We start from the raw sequence: 24148 nt of genomic DNA, 5'->3' as shown, positions 1-24148 counted from the left end.
GTCCCGTGCCATTTCTTTTTTTTACGGATAGAAATCATAGCAAATAGTACTTCAAGTATTTCCCTAAAAAGGGCTTGGATATCTAAGGGATATAGGAGGAAATTCAATGTTTTGGATGTTTTAGAAACCTTATTTAATAAATATAATTCACTTACAAAAATCGACAGTATTCGACTATATGTTTTTGGTACTATGTGCCTATTCATGTCGAAGGGTAGGGGATAACAACAATTGGTGCCATGTTCCTGGTAAGGTTTATTTTTTCGGATTTATTCTGATATGGGCGGGTGATGGAAGGAACATGGGGAGCAGCCGAATTTTGATTGCTAACGTGAGTATGTAATAACATGGGAAACTATAAATTTTGGTAAATTCGGGGTGGCGTGATGCGGAAGGTTAGCTCTATTTTAATGATATTATGTTTGCTTCTTGGAATGAATTCTTACGGCTCGGTAGCCTGGGCTGATACTCCAATGACTATGACTGCGAATCTTGCAGAGATGCAAGGAATGGCTGCTGTCTTTTCAGGGAGTACTTCGAACTCTTCCTTCATCATAACAAGTGATGGAATAGTCAAGGCGTGGGGAGGAAATTCAAATGGACAACTGGGAATCGGAAATACGACGCAGCAGTCCAATCCTGTTTTCGTATCGAGTTTAGCTGACGTGAAGCAAATAGTAGCAGGCGGTAGTTATACGCTGGCCTTAATGAACGACGGAACCGTGAAAGCGTGGGGTAATAATTACTATGGACAATTGGGCATCGGAAGTGCGACTCAGCAACTGAGTCCTGTACCTGTACCAGACTTAAGCGGAGTGAGCCAATTAGTAGCGGGCGGTAGTCATATGCTGGCCTTAATGAACGATGGTACCGTGAAAGCGTGGGGTAATAATAATGCTGGACAATTGGGCATCGGAAATACGACTCGGCAACCGAGTCCAGTACCTGTACAGGACTTAAGTGGAGTGAGGCAATTAGTAGCGGGTAGTAACCATACGCTGGCCTTAATGAACGATGGTACCGTAAAAGCATGGGGTAATAATGTCTATGGACAACTAGGCATCGGAAATACGACGCAGCAGCCGAGTCCGGTTTCTGTACAAGGCTTAAGTGGAGTGAAGCAATTAGTAGCGGGTAGTAATCATACGCTGGTCTTAATGAACGATGGAACTGTGAAAGCATGGGGTAATAATGATTATGGACAACTGGGCAACGGAAATACGACGCAGCAGCCGAGTCCGGTTTCTGTACAAGGCTTAAGTGGAGTGAAGCAATTAGTAGCGGGTAGTAATCATACGCTGGCCTTAATGAACGATGGCACCGTGAAAGCGTGGGGCTCTAATAACTATGGACAACTGGGCAACGGAAATACGACGCAGCAGCCGAGTCCAGTACCTGTACCGGACTTGAGAGGAGTGAACCAATTAGTAGCGGGTAGTAGCCATACGCTGTCCTTAATGAACGATGGTACCGTGAAAGCCTGGGGTAATAATGTCGATGGACAACTGGGCATTGGAAGTGCGAAGCAGCAGCCGAGTCCAGTACCTATACCGGACTTAAGAGGAGTGAGCCAATTAGTAGCGGGCGGTAGTCATATGCTGGCCTTAATGAACGATGGTACCGTGAAAGCGTGGGGTTCTAATAACTATGGACAACTGGGCAACGGAAATACGACGCAGCAGCCGAGTCCAGTACCTGTACAAGGCTTAAGTGGAGTGAAGCAATTAATAGCGGGTAGTTATCATATGCTGGCCTTAATGAACGATGGTACCGTGAAAGCGTGGGGCTCTAATAACTATGGACAACTGGGCAACGGAAATACAACGCAGCAGTCGAGTCCAGTACCTGTACAAGGCTTAAGTGGAGTGAAGCAAATAGTAGCGGGTAGTAATCATACGCTGGCCTTAATGAATGATGGTACCGTGAAAGCATGGGGCTATAATTACTATGGACAACTGGGCATCGGAAATACGACGCAGCAGTCGAGTCCAGTACCTGTACAAGGCTTAAGTGGAGTGAGCCAATTAGTAGCGGATAGTAATCATACGTTTGCCATAATGAACGATGGTACCGTGAAAGCGTGGGGGAATAATTACTATGGACAACTGGGCATCGGACATACGGCGCAGCAGCCGAGTCCATTACCTGTACAAGGCTTAAGAGGAGTGAGCCAATTAGTAGCGGGCGGTAGTTATATGCTGGCCTTAATGAGCGATGGTACCGTGAAAGCGTGGGGTAATAATGTCTATGGACAACTGGGCATCGGAAGTACGACTCAGCAGCAGAGTCCATTACCTGTATCGGACTTAAGAAGAGTAAGTCAACTAGTAGTGGGTAGCAATCATACACTGGCCTTAATGAACGACGGTACCGTGAAAGCGTGGGGGAGTAATAATGCTGGACAACTGGGCATCGGATATACGACTCAGCAAGCGAGTCCAGTCTCTGTACAAGGTTTAAGAGGAGTGAAGCAACTAGTAGCGGGTGGTTTTTATACGTTGGCCTTAATGAACGATGGTACCGTGAAAGCGTGGGGGAGTAATAATGCTGGACAACTGGGCATCGGAAATATGACCTCAGAGCAGAATCCGATCCTGGTTCAAGGATTAAATGGAGTAATGCAACTTGCAGAAAAGGGAGATTCTGTCCTAGCGTTAATGGACGACGAAACGGTGAAAGCGTGGGGTTCAAACACTAACAGTCAACTTGGCTCAGAATCGATTAGTATGTCCAGCAAGCCTATTTTTGTGACTAATAGTGAATATATGACACCCAAAGTCCATCTATCCGGCTCATCTGGAACGCCTGTTTTAGTAGAATACGCAATAGACAGTGAGACCACAGCGAGAGAAAGGAAATCGGTGGTACTTAGCTCAGGGGACAACCTGATTTCCTTTGAGACGGCGAAACTGGCTGGCCTGAGTAACGGTGCACATACATTAACCTTTACAGCTAATAACAGCACTCAAACAGTAAAAACAACGGTATCGTTTCAAGTGTTCAATCAGGAGTCTCGTACCAATATTCAGGCCGACTCTACGAATACGACAATTACGATGAATGGAACGACTAGCAACACGGCGGATACGCTTCGATTTACTTTGGGAAACTTTATTACGGCTTGGCTGCCTAGCCCGGCCAGCTATACCTATCGTAATCTGCAACCGAACCGGAAATACACAGTATTCGCCGATTTTAAGGACAGCACCAATTCGGGGTTACCTAGTGCACAACCTATAGATGTGTATACAAAAGCCTCAACGCCATCTCTGGGTGCTACAACATCTACTTCCACAACGGCTGTTTTGGTAGTAACCGATGATAACCCTTCTGAGACACAATATCAGGTGCTGTCAGGTGGCAAGACACTAGGCACGGATGGTCGATTAACGGCTCAATCTATATGGATGACGCTTCCAAGCTTGAAGAAAATACGAGTCTCGGGTCTTACCAGTGGCAAGGGATATGTTTTTCAAATTAAAGCACGTAACACCGAAGGTGTAGAAACGGAACTTTCCAATAGAGCCAGCATCGGTCCAGTGCAGAAGAGCCTCTCTGTTCCGACCGGACTGCGATTGAGTGCAGCCCCGAACAGTGTGACATTGACCTGGGATGCTGTAAATGGCGCGATTGGCTATGAGGTGGAGGCTGACGGAATAACTGGAGCCACAGAATCCGTCAACGGCTTGATTCATCAGCAAAATGGATTGCTCCCTAACAGTGTACATATATACCGAGTTCGTGCTGCGGGGGAGAACGGTATCTTTAGTTCATGGAGTGAGCCAATGACGATTCGGACGCTGCTTCCTGTTCCAGCAGTACCGAAAGGCATAACTAGCGAGGCAACCGCCAGGACGGTCACGTTGCAATGGGAGGATGTCGCAGAGGCTGTGGGCTACGAGTTGGAATGGGACGGACAGATCGTTTCGCTTGGCAAGCAGACACAATATAAGGCTGTGGATCTCCAGCCAGGAAGTCAACATACGTATCGGCTGCGAGCGATCAACGGCGGGGGAAATAGTGGTTGGTCTGTGCGTGCTACGGTCATGACTTCAACTAATGTGCCAGGTATTCCAGCTGGACTTACAGGTGATAGCACCAACAACTCCGTGACCTTATCGTGGCAACCGATGGATGATGCTACCGGATTCGAGGTAGAAGCTGATGGCGTCATCAGCAATGCGGGAGACACCACAACAGCAGGCATTAGTGGACTGGCACCCCAAACCACACATACCTATCGGGTTCGGGCAGTCAATGAGATGGGAACTGGTCCATGGAGTGAGCCAATGACACAGACTACCTATCTATTGCCTTCACCTGGCAATGTCCAATATCGTCTGCAAGATACTGCTATGACGCTGACTTGGGAAGCAGTAGCAGGTGCAGTGAATTATGAAGTGATGGTGGATGGGCAATCCTCTACTGTGACCGAGTTGTCTTTTACAAAGAGTGGGCTTACAGCGGAGAGTGCGCATACTTTGCAGGTACGGGCTAATGGTGGGGGAGGGAACAGCAATTGGTCCAAGGTGATTACAGTGACTACTCTTCCGGTCAAACCAGCTGTGCCGGATGGCATTCAGGCTATAGCCGGGAAAGATGCAGTTACCTTGTCTTGGAATACTGCAAGTTCGAGTGCTTCTCTTGACTATGAGGTAGAGATGGCCGGTGGTGGCATCGTTAGTACATTCGGTGTTAACGGATATGCCGATCTGTTGCTAGATCCTTATAGTAACCACACTTACCGGGTACGGGCTAAGACCGACGCCGTTGAAGGGGATTGGAGCGAGTTGATCACGATTCGCACCTTGCCTGATATCTCCAAAGCACCTGCCGACATTGCCGTTCGTTCCAATGGCTCGCTGGTGACGCTCACATGGAGCAAAGAGCCAAGTGCATGGAACTACGAGGTAGAGGTAGACGGGCAGGTACAGACTCCCGTGACCGATGCCAGCTTTGTTCACCGACGCGCGGCTAAAGGAATGGAGCATCGGTACCGGATTCGTACAATTAATGCTGCAGGCAACGGAGATTGGAGTCCTCTTATCGTCAATAATACGATGACTGCACGCATGACCAAAGGTAAGCCATTTGATCTTAGCCTGACTGCCAGCGACGTAACGGATTTTACGCGTTATAGCATGACGGTTGCTTATGATCCGAATGTTATGGAAGTCAAGGATCTTTCACGCTTGACGGGCAAGGCAGAATTAGGTCCCGGAAGAATTGAAGGGACAGATATTACGGTTGTTAGCTTCAAACCGGGTAGCATTACGTTTACTAGTGATAAAGCGGTCAACAAGGCCGAGTCCTGGACAGGCGTATTGAACAGCATTCGCTTCAGCGCGAAAGCCGGCGGAGGTTCCTCCATTACGTATAGCGTTTTTGACAAGCAATAATCAGGGAAGTTCATGTGGAACTATTAGGAGGAACTTATGAAGCATTATTCAAAATGGCTAGCGATCTGGCTGAGCGTTGCGCTGATTCTAAACGGGTTGTCCAGCAGTGGTGTAGCCGTCGCTGCATCATCCAATGTACCTGCATCTTCTGCTCGGGACCGAGATAAGGTCGAACTGATTGTAAAATATAAGAAAAATGTAGTGACTACTGACGTTATTACTGATAAGCAAGCCAAGACCAAGGGGAAGGTAGGCAAGCTGAAACGAAAGAAGCATCTCCATGACAACGCAGAGGTTCTGGAGATTGGGGATACCGACAAACTTAGTGCCGTAATCTCCACCTTGCAGAGTGATCCAAATGTTGAATCCGTGCAGCCCAATTACAAGCTATCTATTCTTGCTACTCCGACTGATGAGCGGTTTGAGGACGAATGGGGACTGAAGAACAGCGGACAGACGGTTGGCTTCTCCCAAGGGATAGCTGGTGTGGACATCAAGGCAGTTAGTGCCTGGAGTGTAACTCAAGGTGACCCATCTGTAGTAGTGGGTGTGCTGGATAGCGGCATCGATACGTCACATCCCGATTTGGCTGAACAGATCTATACTAATCCTAAAGAAATTGCCGGTAACGGCGTTGACGATGATGGGAACGGGTATGTGGACGATGTTCAAGGCTGGGATTTCAGCCATGGTGACAACAGTGTCTATGACAGTGCGACAGAGGACAAGCACGGCACGCATGTCGCTGGCATCATTGCCGCTAAAGCGGACAACGTCGGAATTATCGGTGTGGCTCCTCGCGTGAAGATCTTGCCGCTAAAAATCTTCAGCGGTACCACGGGTTATACAAGCGATGCTATAGAGGCCATCGAATACGCCAAACAAATGGGCGTCAAAATCATGAATGTGAGCTTTGGTGGCGCCGATGACAATGAAGCGTTGCGTTCAGCAATGGCTGACAGTGGCATGCTTTTCCTCGCCAGTGCTGGCAACAAAGGTCAGGATCTGTCGGCCAATCCGATATATCCTGCGGCCTTTGACCTGCCCAATGTCATCTCTGTTGCTGCAGTTGACAATAAAGGGGCATTATCTAGCTTCTCTAATTATGGCTCTGAAGTAGGCTTCGCTGCTCCAGGTGAGGGTATCCTCAGCACAGCTCCAGGTGGGGATTATGCATACATGAGCGGTACTTCTATGGCCGCTCCGTATGCAACCGGTGTTGCTGCGTTATTGCAAAGTCGGTTCCCCGACCTCAATGCCAATGGACTTGCTGCACGTATGCAATCCACTGTAACGCCGCTACAGGGTCTTAAAGGTAAGGTCAGCAGCGGTGGTCTGCTTAATGCGCAAGGAGCTTTGGAGGGGACAGTCGAGAGTGAACCTTCCCCAGTGACTACGCCTAAGCCAGGGACGAAAGTACCTTCTAACAACAGTGTTATTGAAACGCAAGCAGTAACCGTCTCCCCTGCTCTGATGGAGGAAATCCATTATGGGGAAGAGGGGGTTAACGTAGCCACGGGTAACTATAGCAAACAAGTGACGGATATGAGCGTTGCATCTCCCGGATTCAGTGTAGGAATTACTCGTTCCTATAACTCGAAGGATACCCGTTCCACAAGTACGATGGGACGTGGCTGGACCTTCGGATTCGAAGGGAGCCTGAAAGACGATACGGCGAACAACCAACTCAAGATAGCCAAGATGCCAGATGGCAAGTCGATGGTTTTTGTTAAGAATGCTGACGGGACCTATACCGCGAACGACTCCAGGAGCACACTCGTCAAGCTTGGAGACAACACACATGTGTTGACGACTAAAGATCAGTATACTTACGGCTTCAATAGCAATGGATACTTGATCTGGATGAAGGATCGGAATCAGAACACCATCACGATTGCTGTGGATACAAGTGGCAAAGTGAATGGATTGACCGACTCTGTGGGCCGTAAATACAGCATCACGTATACGGGCAGCCTGATCACATCGGTTACGGACCCGGCTGGAAGAAAAGTAGGATACGGTTATGATGCGAATAACCGTCTTCAGACGGTTACCGATCCAATGGGAAATGTGATAGCGCGATATGAGTACGATACTTCCGGCTTCTTGAATTCAGTGAAAGATGGCGCCGGTAATGTACTGGAATCCGTTGTTTATAACCATGCATCAGGTAGTGCAACGTTAGATCGGGCAACTCAATATACCGATACCAATGGTAATGCACAGACTTTTACCTATGATACGGGCAACAGTAGAACGACGATCAAGGATTCGTCCGGTCGAGTGTTGGTGAAGTGGTACGACTCGGCCTTCTATGTGATTAAATCCCAGGACCCGGAAGGGAAAACGGCGACGGTTGAATATTATCTCGATGCTAACAATTACAATAAATACGGCGAAGAGAAAAAGATTACTAACCGACACGGGAATGTGACTCTATATGCTCGCGATGCTAGCGGTAATCTGACGGTAACGACCAATCCCGACGGCAGTATATTCACGAATACGTTCGATGACAGGAACAACCTGACCTCGGAGACGGACGAGAATGGGAACAAAACATACTATATTTATGATACCTCCAAGACTAACTTGTTGAAAAAGGTTGAGCCACTTAACGGAACGGATGCCTATTCGGTGACAGCTGACCCGGCGCCTTTTGCGATTACAACCTATACGTATTATGCTAACGGCCAACCGAAGACGATGAAGGACCCTGAAGGGGGCGTCACAAGTTATACCTACGATGGTCAGGGCAATCTCAAGTCTAAGACCGATCCGGACGGTAATACTGCCTCATGGGAATATAACAATATCTCCTGGCAGACAGCGACGATCACGCCGGAAGGCTATCGCACAGATGTGACGTACAACAAGAATGGACAAGTGGTGAAAACGGTCCAAGATCAGGGACAGACGTCCTTTACGAAGTACGATGCCCAAGGCTTCAAGATCCAGGAAGTCTCTCCGAATCAGTACAGCACTTCGGATGACGGGACTTCTGATTCACCACCAAGCTTTGACTATCGTAACAATGCAGTGGGCTACCGCTACACATATGAGCCAAACGGAAATCTGAAAACAAAGACCGATCCGCTTGGAAACATAACCCGCTATACCTATGATTTTTACGGTAACCAAGTATCGGAGACGCTACCGAATCAGAGCATCAATTTGTACCAATACGATATCTTGAACCGCCTGATTAGACAGTCCTTCAAATCTGATCCTGCTTCTGCACCGTTGGTGTTAAAGGAATACGCTTATACAATTTTGTCCAAAGGACAATGGCAGAAGACGGAGACGGAGTATCTGAATGACAGTGAGCGTGCAGTTACAAACTGGACATATGATTATGCCAACCGGGAAGTGGTAGTCAAGTTCCCAGACGGCAACACACGTTCAACGGAGTACAACCTGAGTGGAACAGTGAGTTCCCAGACGGATGCGAGAGGCAACACCGTATACTATCGCTATGACGGGCTTAGCCGTTTAACGGGTACATGGTTACCTCTCGAAGGTAATCAATTCAAGTATCAGGGATTGACGTACGACCGCAATGGCCGGAAGTTGTCCGAAATTACGAGTAAGGAAGCGGTCGGATTGTATCGGATTCCGCTTGGCGATCGGACCATGTGGACTTCCTACACCTATGAGGCGGATGGAAATGTGAAGTCCGTAACCGACAGCTCGGGAGCCAAGACGCTGTACCGATATGATGACGATGGACGTCAGATTCGGGAGGATGTCTACACTAGTAAGGACGAGGCAATCATCACTGAATATGCATATAACGAGTTGAACAAGGTAACGGCTAAACAACTGCATGTTCAAAATAGGGATCTCGTTGGCAAGCCAGTCGACGATGTGAGGGGCACCATTCTGGAGACAAGTTATGAGTATGATGCCGAGGGCAACCTGTTGTCCCTCCGTACACCCGATGGGGAACAGACGGTGTATACTTATGATTTGATGAATCGTCAATTGAGTGAACAGGAACAGAATGTGGACGAGACGGGCAAGCCTGTACTAATGAAATCATCCAAAACATACGATTGGGCGGGAAATGTGCTGTCGACAACTGACCCCCGAGGCACAGTGACAACGTATGAGTATGATGAGCGTAATCGTCTAGTAAAAACGATTGATGGGTTAGGTAACACAACATTAAATGGTTATGACCTGGCTGGGCGGCAGATTTACATTATTTCGCCAAACGCTTACGATCCTGCGAAGCCTCTGGCACAGATGAGCCGCACGGAGTACACATATGACAAAATGGATCGGGTTTTGGTAGTCACAGAGAAGTTCACCGAGCAAAAGTTCGATCCGTCGAATAAAAAAAGAACAAGCCAGTGGACGGAGGCTGTAAGCCGGGCTTACGTCTACGATGAGAACGGTAATGTAATTAAAGAACTGGATGGAGAAGGCTACAAAGCCGGAACAGGTACAAACATTACAGGAAGGGCAGCTTCCGGATACGGTTTGATTCGTACGTATAACGCTGCGAACCTGGTTGTTACTGAACTGGATGCGGTGTCTAAAGATCGAAATCTGAAGTTCACCAAAAAATACAGTTACGATGGAGCCGGTCGCAATATTGCGGAAATCGATGCTGACGGGGTGTACAACGGAACGACCTATGACGATGCCGGTCGTGAGATTGCCATAACGGTCAGTCCATCCTACACTCAGCCGGAAGTCACGGTTAAGACGAATACCTATGACCTGGCTGGACGTCTTGTTGCGGTAACGGACGGAAACGGTAATACGGTTCGAACCGTGTACAATGCCTTTGGAAAAGCCAGATCAACGGTTTCTCCGGGCGATGATACCATTGCCGAGAACAAGGTAATAAATCAATACGACTTACGCGGCGATCTAATTAGAAGTGTTGATTCGACGGGTACTGTAGGTAGCTACACCTATAATAAAGATGGACTTGTACTGAGTCATACCGAGCAGGCTGTAGATGGTAGTGATGCCATTACAACCAAGACGAGTTATGATGCCAATGGCAATCCGCGGTTTGTCACGGACGGCAATGGTGTAACGACCGAGAAGGTCTATGATAAACTGAACCGCCTGAACCAGTCCATCATTACAGTGACAGACGCAGGTGGAAAGGCCAGATTGCAAAAGACAACATTCATTTACGACAAGAATGGCAACAAGACAAGCGAGACGGATTGGCTCGGAAACAAGACGCAGTTCATCTATGATGCGAAGAACCGCCTGGTTGAGACAGTGGATGCTTCTGGAGTATCTACCGAGAAGGTGGAGTACAATGCCAGCGATAAGCAGATTCGATCCTTCGACGGGCTTTGGGGACTGACCGAATATGGTTACGATCGCAACAACCGGCTACTGAGTACGACAGACCCGGAAGGGAACATGGTGTTGCAGTCTTATAACAGCTTTGGCTACATGGACAGCAAGACAGATGGCAATGACCAAGTGACTCGCTACACCTATGACATGTTAGGGCGTCTGATTTCAGTCACGAATGCACTGGGCGAGAAGACCTCGTATACTTACGATTTGGCTGGCAATAAGCTGAGTCAGACGGATCCACGTGATCTGACAACCACCTTCGAGTACAATGTTGCCAATCTGTTGATTCGTAAAATGGACCCTGGTGGCCGTAGCGGGACAGCAGGCAAATATGAGTACAATGAAGGTAAAACAGAGAGTTACACGTATACGCCAAGTGGGCAGATGGCAGCCAAGCAGGACCGTAGCGGTCATGTAACCCGCTATGTTTATGATATTCATGATCGACTGTTGTCCAAGACAGTCACCGGCTCTGATCTGGAGACTGCGGCTAAGGACAACGTTATCCGCTATACGTATGACAGCAACAACAATCCGTTAACGATGACGGATGGTAGCGGCACGACTAGCAGAACGTATGATGAGTTGAACAGGGTTGTGACCAAGTCGGTTCCCGGCTTTGGAAGCTCTACGTTCCTGATGGATCAGACAACGGGGCTGACAGCAGGTTTTGTTGCGGAAGACACGACAGATCCGAAAGGAAACTATACCCGCCGAATCCATGATAAGACAGGGCGTCTTTATCAGGTCATCGGGTCGAAAAACGGAGCGGCTACGACGTATACCTATGATGAAAATGGTAATCGAAAGAGCCTGACCTATCCAAATGGAACCAAAGTGGATTACAGCTATTACAGCAATAATCTGCTACGTACACTGAACAACTATCAGGGAGCGAAGCTGCTCGATACGTATAACTATACTTATGATGCAGCAGGTAACCAAACCTCTAAGACGGAGCTTCTTCAGGGTGTGGACAAAGGTATGACTACGTTTGTCTATGACGCTTTGAACCGTTTGAGTCGTGTAACGGAGCCGAGTTCCAAACGAACGGATTATGAATACGATGCCTCCGGCAACCGTATCAGTGAGAAGGTGACGAGTGGTGGTAGTGTTACACTGACTGCCTACGTCTACAACGAGCAAAATCGTCTCAACACCACGACTGTTGTGGATGTTTCGGGGACAAAGGCAACGACACGTTACTCTTATGATAACAATGGCAATATGATTCACTCTGCCAAGGAGATCATTAAGCAGGTTGATCCACAAAATCCAGTGACCCCGTCCTTTGGCATGTTCATCGATGGACAGCCAGCGGATAATCCGAAAACGGCGCAAATTCAGGCTGGCACTGCACAAATGACGTACGACGGTTGGAATCAGCTGATCTCCACAACCTCTGGAGGTGGACTGTCCACATTCCAGTACAACGGTGACGGGCTACGCGTGAAGAAAACGACAGCTACGGGAGTGATGCAATACCTCTACGAGTATGACAAAGTGGTACTTGAAGCAGATGGAAACGGAGTACAGACAGCGCGTAATTTATATGGATTGAATCTGATCATGCGGACAGTGGGTACAGCAGGAAGCTACACCTATCTGTACAACGGTCATGCAGACGTTACCGCACTGGTCGACAATAATGGTACAGTTCAAGCTTCATACGATTATGATCCATTTGGTAATATCATCTCTAATACTGGAGGGGTTAAGAGTCCGATTGGTTATAGCGGATACCAGTATGACGAAGAGAGTGGACTGTACTATCTTAACGCACGGTATTATGATCCGAAGATTGCACGCTTCCTGACAGAGGACACGTATAGAGGACAGGACAATGATCCACTTTCGCTCAACCTGTACACCTATGTACACAACGATCCAATCATGTACTCAGACCCGACGGGACATTGGAAGCAATCTGACAGCAAGCTGAATGTCCAGGCAAAAGGTAGCATCATTGCGTTGACCTCTGCATACTACAATGCAACAAATAAGTATGAAAAGGCGGCTATTAGCAAAGCAGCCGAAGCTATCCGTAATAATCCTAAGTCGAAGGAAACAGTAGTAACACCGCTTCAATTCAATATCAATACGATAAACAGCATTGTTAATAAAGCGGTATCGCAAAGAGGGTATGTAACGGCAAGTGAATGGAACAAGGCCACAAATATTGCCGGGATAACTACCAAGAGTAACTCAGGACCGTATTTGCCAGCAAAAGAAACGGGGAACCAGACAAAAACGACTACGACGATCGGCATGACCAATATGACTGTTATCTCCTACAACAGTCAAGAAACGAAAAAGTCGGGAGCGAGTTTAGGGTTTTCGTATAACGTAACATCCAATCAATTCAAGTTTGCTATTTCGGCAGGGGCCAAAGAGATTACGCTTGAGAAGACGCTGGTGCTGAACAAACTGATTGATCAAAACAAAGGGAAACTGACCAAAGATATTCTGAAGCGTGCGGGAATACCATACCATGGTGGTCTCGGAAACAATGTAGATAGCTTGCAAGCCGTGTATAATTTCAGTAAGAAAAATATGACCGCGGCTGAAGCAGAACGGATGTATCGGGATGAGGTGATAAATCCCAACTTAGATATGGCTTTCTTCAGCGTGGTGATGATGCCAGGAGGAGGTTCTAGGGTTGGCAACCAGAAAACTGCCTACTCCACCTCACTGACCCAGGCCGAACGTACCGCAGTTCAAAGAAGCTCAGGAGCTAAGGCTGCTGGTTCTGCAAATGGTAAGGGGATAGGACAAGGACTCAAAGTACCGCAAGGACTCACGCAAGCACAATTTGATAAAGTATCATCGATGATCCGGGAAAAAGTAGGACATATAAGTGATGATATAGTTATTCAAGGTAGCAGGGCTAAAGGAACAGCAAAACCTACTTCAGATATCGATATAGCTATTAGAGTTTCGGGAGAGCAATTTGATGAGTTAATACAAAGTTCTTTTAGTAAGGTTAGACCGCCTAATCCAGGGTCTGCTAAGGAAAAAACGATGTTTCATGCTATTGAAACAGGGAAAATTCAATCAGGAGAAGCAAAACTGAGCAAGTTTAGAGAAATACTCCAACAAGAGCTAGGTATGGATGTCGATATTTCAATTATTAAAAAAGGTGGACCTTTCGATAATCCTCCATTTATACGAATCAAATGATCTGAGGTGGTTTCATTGGAAAAGGAGTTTGATTTATTCACCAAAATTTTTGTGGATAGCGATCTTGATAAAGAGATGTTACTAAATACGGTCTCAACCATTTTCATGAGTACCATTAGTGGGTCAAGTATTTTGACAGAGCAGTCTGAAATATTTATTTTTAATAACGGTGATTTTGACGAAGAAAAAAGAGATCAAGGGAATGGTGGCTTTCTATATTACAGGTACTACCTTGAAATTGAACCAACAGAAGATGCAGATGATCATAGTTTTATATTAGAAATATCTAATTTACTGACAAAGTTATGGGATAATGATTTTGAAGCGATAGCTTCTTGCGATTTCGAAGACTTGCTACCGCGAAAAGGAGGTTATAATTTTAAAGATTAGTTCTTTCGTTTGTATAGCCAAAATCGGCTAATACAAGTAGATAATAACAAGTTAACATATTAGTAAGAACATCCACTGACCTTATTTCAATTCGACCTTGATCGGCTTTGCCTTTCAAGGTCTTTTTTATTCAAGGGATTTTTACTGAAAAATTCATAATAATCTACTAACATATTACTGCTTGAACTATCATCTGCCACAGCTAAAATGACATTCGTGAAACGTTTTGCACAGGAGTCGCGTTTATAATAGAGTAGCTGCCACATTTAAGGTTGATTGTTCATCCGAAGCCACGAAATTTCGGAGGCCGATGTCCCCTCTGGTGATACACCGCCATCGCCGCTCACGCGAGATAATACGGTTACGGTCATAGATAGAGCGAAGGCAAGCAGTACGTATATCAAAATGGTTTTTTTCTTCATGGGAAATACCTCTCTTGTTGAATAAGCTAAAGCGTCCGTCAGGGCGTTATGAGAAAAAATGCACAACGTCTGGTATAGTTATAGAATGAGTAAAGAATGTTTAAGCCTGTTTAAGTCTATGGTGTTCCTGTATATCACTATATGAAATGGCAGGCACGCAAACAATGGAACAAATCTGATGAATTTATCAGTACTATATGAGTTGAACTAGTCATTTACACTTTAACGGAGAGGACAGAAAAAACCTGGAAAAGCGGAGCGGTCGCCTTTATCACCGGATTTTCCCTATAGAAAGGGAATCAAATAAATCTGGGGATAACAGCGATAGGAAGGTAGTTCTGTCATCGGAGTGTTTGTGTATATATTTCTAGTTCAACTTATATTCATTGAAAAGATAGAGATCGAGTGACATTAAAGGTGGGGAATAACATGCGAGAGACGGCAAAAATCGTCATTCGTACGCCGGGACAGGAGAGCGATGGTTCATTCGCCTATGTGAGCCAGGGCCGCTCGATTACGGTGGGGCGTTACACAGGTGTCAGTGAACTGGACTTGTCCATCTATAATCAGATGATATCGAAGCGGCATTGCCGCATTCATTATGACACGAAAGAACAGCTCTGGATCGAGGATCTGGATAGCAAAAATGGAACCGAATTGAACGGGCAACGCCTCGTCCCATATGAGAAATATCCGTTTGGTGAAGGGGACAGCCTGACATTGGTCAACGGTTTGATTCACCTTCGGGTGGAAGGTGATCTCGGGGAGACGAGAGAATATCGTATATCGGACTTGCTCGGTGAGGGTGTGCGTCTACAGGATCATCTGCAGACCGTTCAGGTAAACGAGGATGAAATTCCTTTATCCAAGAAGGAATACCAATTATTCAAGCTGCTGTACAGCGAGCTGGACCACTTTGTTACGAGGGAGCAAATTATTGCGCAGGTGTGGCCGGAACGAGGAATGCTGGAGAGTGATCCGGTGGGCATCGACGAGATTAACTCGTTGATTTACCGCACGAATCGCAAGCTGGGCATTCATTTTACGATTAAATCGGTGTACAAAAAAGGGGTATACATGAAATCTCATGTCGGGGAAACGGGTGAATAATTGCATCCCATCCTCTAAACAGTACTGCCAAGTAATAATGATCATGCCTTTGAAAGGAATATAAACATAGGAAAGGGAAGCTTGTGCACGGTCATAGACCTCCAAAGCTTCCCTTTGTTATGATGAGTTCATGATGATTATTCAATTATTTCCATGGCTCATCGCTGTGTTAACGCTTGTCGCCGTTGTATGGATCGTAATCGTAAGCTGGAAAAATGGAATCTCGCCCATGCCGACATCCCGCCCGGTCAGGCAGGTAGTGATACAGGAGGTCAATCGTATAACGGGTTATGCAGATATTATGGAAGTGGGTTCGGGATGGGGAACACTTGGCATGGATGTAGTGAAGCATTGTCCTGGCAAAAGGTTGACTGGCATTGAAAACTCACTCATCCCACTGTGGATTTCTCAATGGCTGATATGGCTGAGTATCTGGCTCCGCCGCGCTGGAGGACAACAGCATTCGTTCAAGGGACGTCTGCGGTTCATTCGTGGCAACATTTACACCTGCTCCTATGCGCATGCCGATGGTGTGATCTGTTATCTGTTTCCGGGTGCGATGACTCGGCTCGTGGACAAGTTCCAACGCGAGCTGCCGACGGGTGCAAAGGTCATTAGCGTCTGTTTTGCACTGCCGGGCAAAGAGCCGCTACGTACCATCACCTGCCGCGATGCGTTGCGAACCAAGGTGTATGTGTACGCTTTTTGAGAGTAGGGAAGGTTGGAATTTTCTATAGCTGTAAAATGGTTCCCTCCTTATCCTTGATTTCGTCTCAGCTAACTTCTAACGATCACCAGAGGCGTTATTTGGCTGGATTTAACCATTCTAAAAATTTAACGATCCCCAGTGACGCTATTTCGGTAGAAAAGCTATATTTTGGCCGTTTTTTGGCCTGTTTCCTGGAAATAAGCTCTGTGGTGACCGTTAGAATCCGAAAAGGACGTTTTACTGCAAAATAAGCTCTGTGGCGATCGTTAGAAAACCTTTAGAATATATATCGATATTTGCGTTAGGCAGACAGGTTCCTGTTAGATGACTTATTTTCCTCTGGGGAAAAACAAGCAAAGTCATGCTCCAATTTCACTTTGATTGTGAAATCAGAGCATGACTTTTAATTTACTTGGGTCAGGCAGTGGCAACTGCCCTCTATTCAATCAGCTTATTAAATTTAGTTACTTTGCCGAATCCGTAGTTCCTGTAGTTCCAGTTGTGCTTGTCGTACCCGTTGTGTCCGTAGATGTACCGGATTGCGAACGATTTCTCCCACCGCCGAATCCGCCTTGTCCACCTCCACCGAAACCACCCATGCCGGAGCGTGCTGTCGTTACGCCTGATTCGTTTACCCAGGTCACATTACTTGTGGATTGGAAAGCAACGATTTGAGTTCCACCGCTATAGGTACCGCCAGTGTAGAGACCGTTCACCGCTTTGCCTGTCGATGTTCCGCCAGAGAAAATGACGTATGATCCATCTTTTGCGAGATCCGGTGAGCTAACGACTACGTTTTGGTAGTCTTTTGCTGGTGCAAACGTCAGGATATTGTTGCCTTTGCTGTCCTGAACATGAACGAGTGTTCCAGCTTTTTGTGTCTCAGGGAAGGTCATCACAATTGTATTTTGCGTTGACGCATCGGAAGTGCCTTGCGCCATACCAGAGCTTCCCGCAGCCACCAGATATCCGCCACTGATTACAAATGTGCCGTCATAATCCAGTGCCCCGTTACCGTTATTCGTTGGGCCATTCACGATAACCGTTCCGCCCGTCATTGTAATGGAACCATTGGCATCCAGCCCATCACCGCCTGCATTTACGGTGAGGGAGCCACCGTTGATGTGAAGTTCGTTATTGCCTGATGATTCGCCCGGCATGCCGCCAGGGCCGCGGTTTTGCTGATTAGCATCTGTTGCTTTGGCATTTGTACCGGTTGTCGAAGTGGCAGCTGTTGTTCCCGTGGTTGCTTTGCTTGCATCTGTAGCAGAAATACCGTCACTTGCGGCTTTATCCGTTGTGCCAGCTGCTTGGTCACTCGTTGCCAGGTCACCAGCTGCATTTACACCATCATCTGAAGCCGTTACATCAACATCCCCGTCATTCAAGGTGATGATTGCACCTTCAAGTCCTTCATAACTTTTGGTGATTTTGACCGTTCCACCGTTAATCGTCAGTGCCTGGTCCGCATGAATGCCGTCATCTCCGGATTGAATGGTGAAGGTCCCGTCATTTACAGTGACATTGCTGTTGCTGTGAAGGGAATCATCCATTGAATCAATTGTGTATGTTCCACCATTCACGGTGAGGTCTGCGCCAGCTTTAAGTGCTTTAGCACTTGTTGATTCCTCCTCTGTTGTAGTCGTAGCGTTGTCTGCATCAGCATTGGAATCGGCTTTTGCTGCAGCAGCGCTGGAAGAAGTAGGTGCAGCAGAATTGGTTGAAGTGGCTGATGTCCCGCTACTGCTGGTTGTAGCTTTGGTTCCGACATTCGCTGTGGTGTTATTGCCTGTCTGTGTGCCTGTGTTTGAACTGCTGCTACCCGGCATCGCCGGCATATCGGCAGGTGGTTCACCATCCGGTGGTGTGCCCATATCGGTTGGAGGCGTGCCACCATTCATAGCACCATCACCACCAAACCCGCCTCGCCCTCCGCCAAAGCCCATGCCTCCGCCGGGGCCTTCTTCGACCTTGGCAGGTGCATTCGCACTGCCGCCAGCCGTCACGATGTTATACGTACCGCCATCGGTGACAAGTGCGGTTTCCGCCTGAATGCCGTCGCTGCCGCTCTGAATGTTAAAGGTACCGTCTGCAATCGCGACAAACCCTTTGCTGGTATCGGTGTCATTGGTCGATTTAATGCCGTCACCTGTTGCATCAACAGTAATGGTACCCGCCTGAATGGCAACCATGTCTTTGCCTTTGATGCCGTCGTCGGCTGCCTTGACGTTAATGGAGCCGCTGATGATTTTCAGATCATCTTTGCTTGTAATCCCTTCATTATAGTTGCCTGTGACGGTCAACTGACCTGCACCGTTAAACGTAAGATCGGCTTTGCTAAAGATGGCCGCATCCGGCTCATCGGTGCTGCTGTCTGCATATACGTATGTTTTACCATCGGAAACGGCGTTTTTGGTTCCTTTTTCAAGCGTAATCACCGCTTTGCCTGCCTTTTGAATGTAGATTCCTGCACTGTCATTATCATGAATGGTTGCGCCGTTCAACACGAGATGTACCACACCTTTATCGGCAACATTGACCACGATCTGGCCGTCGGTTAGCTCACCGCTCAGCACATAAGTGCCTGCTTCCGAGATGGTAACTGAACCGCTCGCTGCCTTTGCACCCGAACCTGTAATTGTTGCTGACGTACTGTTCAGCTTGATCATGGTTGAATCCGCTTCAGTCCAGCTGACATTCGTATCATCGGCATCCAGGGAGACCAGATCGGCATACTTCACGGACGTAGACTCGCTGACGGATACGATTTTGGTTGTTCCTGTTGTGGAGACGGCTGCATTGGCTGTGTTGCTTGTCGTTGCCGGAGTACTGCATGCCGCGAGCAAGCTGGTAATCATGGCGATGGACCACAGTTTGCTGCCTGTAATGATGTTTTTACGTTTCTGAGTATTTTTCTTCATATATATCGTTCCTCTCCAAATCATAATGGTGGGTAATCGAACAAGCGAGCGAACTATTCTTCCAAATTTTAATATTCTGTCGTTGGACTCATCGTTAACGAGATATCCAGATTGCCGTTCCGGGTACGGATGGCATCGAGAAATTGCTTCTGATTCACGCTTTCGTGAATCGTGACGTTATAGACCAGTTCGTACAGGCTACCGAGTTCGGTCGTTCTGATTTTTTTCAGATCAAATGGGATATTAAAAGTATGGAATACTTCGTTCAGAGCCTCTTCATAACTCAAATTCTCGGGAATGGTAACCTTGAGCGTCTTCTGTTGACTCTTTTTCCCGCCAAAGTTAAATCGGTTCAGTACAAACATCAGCACACACAGGATAACGGTGAACAGAACAGCGTAACCAAAAGCCCCTACACCACAAGCCAGACCGGATGCCATCGTGAACAAAACGTAAGCAATGTCTTTCGGATCACCAGGAGCGCTGCGGAAACGAATGATGGAGAAGGCTCCCGCCAAGCTGAAGGCCCGGGCGATATTGCTACCGATCAGCAGAATGATAATGGCAACGATCACGGGAAGCACAACCATAGTCAGCGTAAAACTCTGTGAATAGGTGGCCTGATTGGTTTTCATATAGGTAAGGCTGATGATAAGTCCCAGAATAATGGCAAGTCCAATCGTGATAACAGCACTGCTGAAACTCAAGGTTGAATCTTCTAGGGCGGAACTGAAAAGGGCATCAAGCATAGAGTACACGCTCTCTTTCTCTAATTAATTCTTCTTGTGGAGTAGCCGGGGCCGCATCGTTAGGATTGAAATCAGTACCCGGGATAAGCTCTCGTTCGTTCTGATAATTCAGATTGGTGGTTCTCACCAGATGTCTGTATTCATTGCCGTATTTGGAAAATCCGGTCCGGTACAAGCCGTGCTCCGACAGTAGTTGGGATAGCCACATCGGAACGGTTTTCTCGGCTTTGACTTCCATCAGCCAGCGCCCGTCTTTCACGAGCGGTTCGCCGTAATCTCCTTGTTCCAGCTTCAGATCATATCTACGGCTGCGGATGTTGGTGTCAAACGTAATGCGAAGGTCGCGGCTGTTCTTGTCAAACAACGCCTTGCGTTCGTAGGCCAGATACACTTTAGGTTCAAGATCGTAGAGCCGGAGGAAATATTTGATCTCTTCCAGCACCTGCGGGTTCATGTAGTCGGCCAGCTCTGGCGCTTGTCCCGAGCGGACAAAATCGTAAGCTTCATCCAGCTTCAGCGCTGTTCTGCGTTTGTTGACGAGGCCGAACACTTTCTTTTTGATCTCCAGATATACTTTCGCATTCTCTTCAGGTACACCATAAGCTCGCAAACGCAGCTTTTCCTTGTATTTCGGTTTGGACAAACTCGCTCGAATCAGTGAATCCTGCGGTGTATCGAAGTACAGATTACTGATGGAGTAAAACTCATGTTTTTTGTTGTAGGCGTCCAGTTCCATGTAGTGGAGCAGATCGTTGTAGAAATGCTGGTATTGCTCATCGGTCAGCAGGTACTTGCTCTCATATCGGTTGAATACTTCAATCGCCACGACGGTTCAGTCCTTTCGGGTATGGATAAGTTGGTGTATGTTTTGATTATGTTGGATGTGTGGTGTGTTGCTGTCATGTCTGTATCTTAGCGAAGCAACCTTGAATGAATCTTAAATCGTTTTACATTGCGTTAACATTTCTTTTGCTTCATCTATACCGTGTCGGTGTTCCAATTATTAAGGTTGATTCAAGGTTTAATTGATAGAATAAGAACATACAAACCATCGTGAGCAGAGGATGAATAGAGGATGAGAATTTTAATTGCGGAAGATGAGGTTCATTTGGCAGAGGCCGTATCTCAGATTTTGAAAAAAAATAATTACTCCGTGGACATGGTCCACGACGGCAGGTCAGGACTGGATTATGCACAGAGCGGCATCTACGACCTGTTACTGCTGGACATTATGATGCCGGAGATGGACGGCATAACGGTGCTTAAAACGCTCCGCAGTGAAGGAAACCATACTCCGGTTATTTTACTCACAGCCAAAGGAGAACTATCGGACAAAGTATCTGGCCTCGATTACGGTGCCGATGACTATATTGCGAAGCCTTTTGCCACGGAAGAATTGCTTGCCCGGATTCGGGCGGCCTTAAGACGTAAAGGAGAAGTGATCCCCGAGGATGGGGTGAAGTTTGGTGATATCGAACTGAATACCACTCAGTTGAAGCTGAGTGCACAGGGTAAAGAGATCAAATTAAATCTAAAGGAGAACGAGCTGCTGGAGCTGCTGATTACCCGCAAACAGGCGATCACCTCCAAAGAGCAGATCATTGAGAAGTTATGGGGATTCGACTCGGATGTGGAATATAACAACGTGGAGGTTTACATCTCTTTTTTACGCAAAAAACTAACCTTCCTGAATTCGGCTGTCCGCATTAATACGATTCGGGGCGTGGGGTATGTACTTGAGGTGATGAGCTAATGTTCAAGAAACTCCGTAATCGGTTCCTGATTGTCAATCTGGTGTCGATCTCGATTATGATGCTGGTGGCTTTTGTAACGATCTACACCATTACGTACCAGAATGTGCAACGCGAGACGAATATGGAGCTGTATAAGGTATCTGATTTCTACCATAGCCCGTTTGGTTTGGGTGCTCAGCAGTCACGAGGTGAAGGGCAAAACGGGGGAGCAGGAGTAGGGACAGGAACGGGAACGAATTCCGGATCGGCAACTGTACCCTCTTCTCCGAGTAGGGGTGGGGGCAATAACAGTAATGGCATGAGCGGTGGGAACTTCGGTGGGTATCGAGGACCGGGTGGAGATTTCGGCGCACCTCCTGCCCGGTCGGTTTCTTTTATGATTCAGACCGATAAGCAGTGGAAGATTACCGATACCCATTCGCGGTTTGATATGGAGGACTCGTTTTACACACAGGCTCTGCAAAAAGTAGATCAGGAGAAAACCGGTCAAGGTGACAGTAGTCGGTGGACTGGACAATTTGCACTGGACGGCACGGACTGGGCCTATGTGGTTGATCCAAGCGGGGACGGGCACATGATCGTATTCATGGATGTGACTGCGCAACAGGGTATCCTGACCAATCTGATCTACACTTTTACCGTGGTTGGACTGATTATGTTGATCGTCATCTACTTCCTGAGCCGTTATTTTGCCAACCGCTCCATTGCGCCTGTGCGTGAAGCGTTTGAGAAACAGAAGCAGTTTATCGCCGACGCCTCCCATGAATTGAAAACACCTCTGGCAATCATCAATACGAACACGGATGTCTTGCTGGCGAATCAGGAGGAGACCATTGAAAGCCAGGCCAAATGGCTTCACTATATCAAATCGGAGACCGAGCGAATGTCTGGACTAACGAATGATCTGTTGTATCTGACTCAGATGGAGGACTCACGTTCCACCCTCATCCATACCAGGTTTAATATGAGTGAAGCGGTGGAAAGTATTATTTTACCGATGGAAGCTGTGATTTTTGAAAAAGATATTACCCTGGATTACAGCATCGATCCTGATCAGATGGTTCACGGAAACCCGGAGCAGATCAAACAGGTTATTCTGATCTTGCTCGATAACGCCGTGAAATATTCCGGACCCAAAGGAGCCGTGAACATTACACTCCAGAAACAGAACCATGATGTCATGCTGACCATATCCAATACGGGGGAGGGGATTGCGCCAGAGCATCTGGATCGGATTTTTGACCGTTTCTATCGCACGGATGCATCCCGAGCACGCAAACACGGAGGACATGGTCTGGGTCTGGCCATTGCAAAGTCTATTGTGGAGCAACATAGGGGAGAGATTTACGCCAAAAGTGTAGTGGGCGAGGGGGCTACATTTTATGTGCGGTTATCGTAGGTGCGGATGCTAAGGTGGCAACTGGCGAAAATGAGCACATTGTCATAAAGGCCGCCACAAAAGGCCGGGCATAAGTTCTGCCCGTAATGGGATAACCTATGCTACAATGACAGCAAGAAGGATAACCAAGGAGATGAACATACGTGGCAGACAACAACGCAATTAATGAGCAGGAAATGATGCAATATATCGCGGACAAAACAAAGGCCAGTAAAGCAAATATCGAACTTGTATTGAAGCATGAGCAAGCTTACATCAACAAGGCACATGAGAATGCGAAAGGTAAAGACGTCGATATTGACGGCGACGATCTGTCTGACTACATTCTAAGCCGCAAAGATGTGAAGCTTGACGAGCTGACTGTCGAAAGTATTTTGGATGCGGAAATGGATTATTTGATGGACAAAGGTCACGCGGGATACGTGAATTAGATAAGTTTTGGGTTAGGGAACGAACGTTTTGGGTTAAGGACGAACGATGGAGTAAACTAGAAATAATAGGTCTTTAACCGTGCTCCAAAGTTCTAACGATCACCAGCGACGCTATTTCGGTGTTTTTCGGATCTTTTTAAATCTAACGATCAGGAGAGACGTTATTTTCGGAGTAGAGGGTCATTTTTGATGAAAATAGAGTGTTTTTACTAAAATAAGATTCCTGGTGGACCTATGTCAAGAAAGTAGACACTTACGCGACGGATTTGTCCGTAAACTTCTTCGCAAAACGAGCAGGGGAAAGATAACCTAGCGCACCATGCATTCGCTTGCGGTTGTAATAGAACTCA

General features: G+C 47.1%; 12 protein-coding genes. 8 read left to right on the top strand and 4 right to left on the bottom strand.

The annotated features are described in order from the left end of the window. Positions 1–473 precede the first annotated feature (473 nt). The 3 genes from M3629_RS15715 to M3629_RS15705 are packed head-to-tail and all read left to right on the top strand — an operon-like array spanning position 474 to position 14303. Positions 474–5399: a fibronectin type III domain-containing protein gene (locus M3629_RS15715; protein WP_251508162.1), complete on the top strand. Its 4926-nt coding sequence runs from the start codon at positions 474–476 to the stop codon at positions 5397–5399. Between the two features lie 36 nt (positions 5400–5435). Continuing rightward, on the top strand, positions 5436–13913 hold the full coding sequence (locus M3629_RS15710; protein WP_251508160.1) for a S8 family serine peptidase: 8478 nt from the start codon (positions 5436–5438) through the stop codon (positions 13911–13913). A gap of 15 nt (positions 13914–13928) precedes the next feature. Further along, the gene (locus tag M3629_RS15705) at positions 13929–14303 is read left to right on the top strand and encodes a 1,4-dihydroxy-6-naphthoate synthase (RefSeq protein WP_251508159.1); all 375 of its coding nucleotides are present in this window, start codon (positions 13929–13931) and stop codon (positions 14301–14303) included. Positions 14304–14569: 266 nt separating this feature from the next. Here M3629_RS15705 and M3629_RS15700 read toward each other — a convergent pair whose 3' ends face one another. Beyond that, a complete protein-coding gene (locus M3629_RS15700) occupies positions 14570–14725 on the bottom strand; it encodes a hypothetical protein (RefSeq protein WP_186331894.1) in 156 nt (51 codons plus the stop codon). 429 nt (positions 14726–15154) lie between these two features. Between M3629_RS15700 and M3629_RS15695 the strand changes: the two genes are divergently transcribed. Further along, positions 15155–15835: an FHA domain-containing protein gene (locus tag M3629_RS15695; protein ID WP_251508157.1), complete on the top strand. Its 681-nt coding sequence runs from the start codon at positions 15155–15157 to the stop codon at positions 15833–15835. A 130-nt stretch (positions 15836–15965) separates the two neighbouring features. After that, on the top strand, positions 15966–16544 hold the full coding sequence (locus M3629_RS15690; RefSeq protein WP_251508155.1) for a class I SAM-dependent methyltransferase: 579 nt from the start codon (positions 15966–15968) through the stop codon (positions 16542–16544). A 464-nt stretch (positions 16545–17008) separates the two neighbouring features. On the opposite strand, the gene M3629_RS15685 is transcribed toward M3629_RS15690, so the two are convergent. The 3 genes from M3629_RS15685 to M3629_RS15675 all read right to left on the bottom strand — a co-directional run bounded on the left by M3629_RS15685 (position 17009) and on the right by M3629_RS15675 (position 21040). Continuing rightward, positions 17009–19465 carry a carbohydrate-binding domain-containing protein gene (locus M3629_RS15685; protein WP_251508153.1) on the bottom strand — a complete coding sequence of 819 codons (2457 nt, stop codon included), beginning with the start codon at positions 19463–19465 and terminating at the stop codon, positions 17009–17011. Between the two features lie 68 nt (positions 19466–19533). Next, the gene (locus M3629_RS15680) at positions 19534–20214 is read right to left on the bottom strand and encodes a DUF4956 domain-containing protein (protein ID WP_251508150.1); all 681 of its coding nucleotides are present in this window, start codon (positions 20212–20214) and stop codon (positions 19534–19536) included. Continuing rightward, positions 20207–21040 (bottom strand): polyphosphate polymerase domain-containing protein, encoded by an 834-nt coding sequence (locus M3629_RS15675; protein ID WP_251508149.1) that lies wholly within the window; start codon positions 21038–21040, stop codon positions 20207–20209. Before M3629_RS15675 ends, M3629_RS15680 begins: the two co-directional genes overlap by 8 nt. A gap of 249 nt (positions 21041–21289) precedes the next feature. On the opposite strand from M3629_RS15675, the gene M3629_RS15670 reads away from it, so the two are divergent. From M3629_RS15670 to M3629_RS15660, 3 genes are all read left to right on the top strand, one after another. After that, positions 21290–21967: a response regulator transcription factor gene (locus M3629_RS15670; protein WP_154889987.1), complete on the top strand. Its 678-nt coding sequence runs from the start codon at positions 21290–21292 to the stop codon at positions 21965–21967. Then, complete coding sequence (locus tag M3629_RS15665; protein WP_251508147.1) at positions 21967–23367, top strand: sensor histidine kinase; 1401 nt, start codon at positions 21967–21969, stop codon at positions 23365–23367. Before M3629_RS15670 ends, M3629_RS15665 begins: the two co-directional genes overlap by 1 nt. A gap of 176 nt (positions 23368–23543) precedes the next feature. Then, positions 23544–23798, top strand: a complete 255-nt coding sequence (locus tag M3629_RS15660; protein ID WP_285888877.1) for a hypothetical protein — start codon at positions 23544–23546, stop codon at positions 23796–23798. The last annotated feature ends 350 nt before the right edge of the window (positions 23799–24148 follow it).

This window comes from Paenibacillus polysaccharolyticus, assembly GCF_023714295.1.
Lineage (GTDB): Bacteria > Bacillota > Bacilli > Paenibacillales > Paenibacillaceae > Paenibacillus > Paenibacillus polysaccharolyticus_A.
Note: the sequence above shows the minus strand (reverse complement) of the source record. Positions and strands in the feature narration are given on the sequence as shown.

Excerpts from the sequence above, each read along its gene's own strand:
- M3629_RS15715 (WP_251508162.1), top strand. The coding sequence starts at position 474 with ATGACTATGACTGCGAATCTTGCAGAGATGCAAGGAATGGCTGCTGTC.
- M3629_RS15710 (WP_251508160.1), top strand. The coding sequence starts at position 5,436 with ATGAAGCATTATTCAAAATGGCTAGCGATCTGGCTGAGCGTTGCGCTG.
- M3629_RS15700 (WP_186331894.1), bottom strand. The coding sequence starts at position 14,725 with ATGAAGAAAAAAACCATTTTGATATACGTACTGCTTGCCTTCGCTCTA.
- M3629_RS15695 (WP_251508157.1), top strand. The coding sequence starts at position 15,155 with ATGCGAGAGACGGCAAAAATCGTCATTCGTACGCCGGGACAGGAGAGC.
- M3629_RS15690 (WP_251508155.1), top strand. The coding sequence starts at position 15,966 with ATGATGATTATTCAATTATTTCCATGGCTCATCGCTGTGTTAACGCTT.
- M3629_RS15685 (WP_251508153.1), bottom strand. The coding sequence starts at position 19,465 with ATGAAGAAAAATACTCAGAAACGTAAAAACATCATTACAGGCAGCAAA.
- M3629_RS15680 (WP_251508150.1), bottom strand. The coding sequence starts at position 20,214 with ATGCTTGATGCCCTTTTCAGTTCCGCCCTAGAAGATTCAACCTTGAGT.
- M3629_RS15670 (WP_154889987.1), top strand. The coding sequence starts at position 21,290 with ATGAGAATTTTAATTGCGGAAGATGAGGTTCATTTGGCAGAGGCCGTA.
- M3629_RS15665 (WP_251508147.1), top strand. The coding sequence starts at position 21,967 with ATGTTCAAGAAACTCCGTAATCGGTTCCTGATTGTCAATCTGGTGTCG.
- M3629_RS15660 (WP_285888877.1), top strand. The coding sequence starts at position 23,544 with ATGATGCAATATATCGCGGACAAAACAAAGGCCAGTAAAGCAAATATC.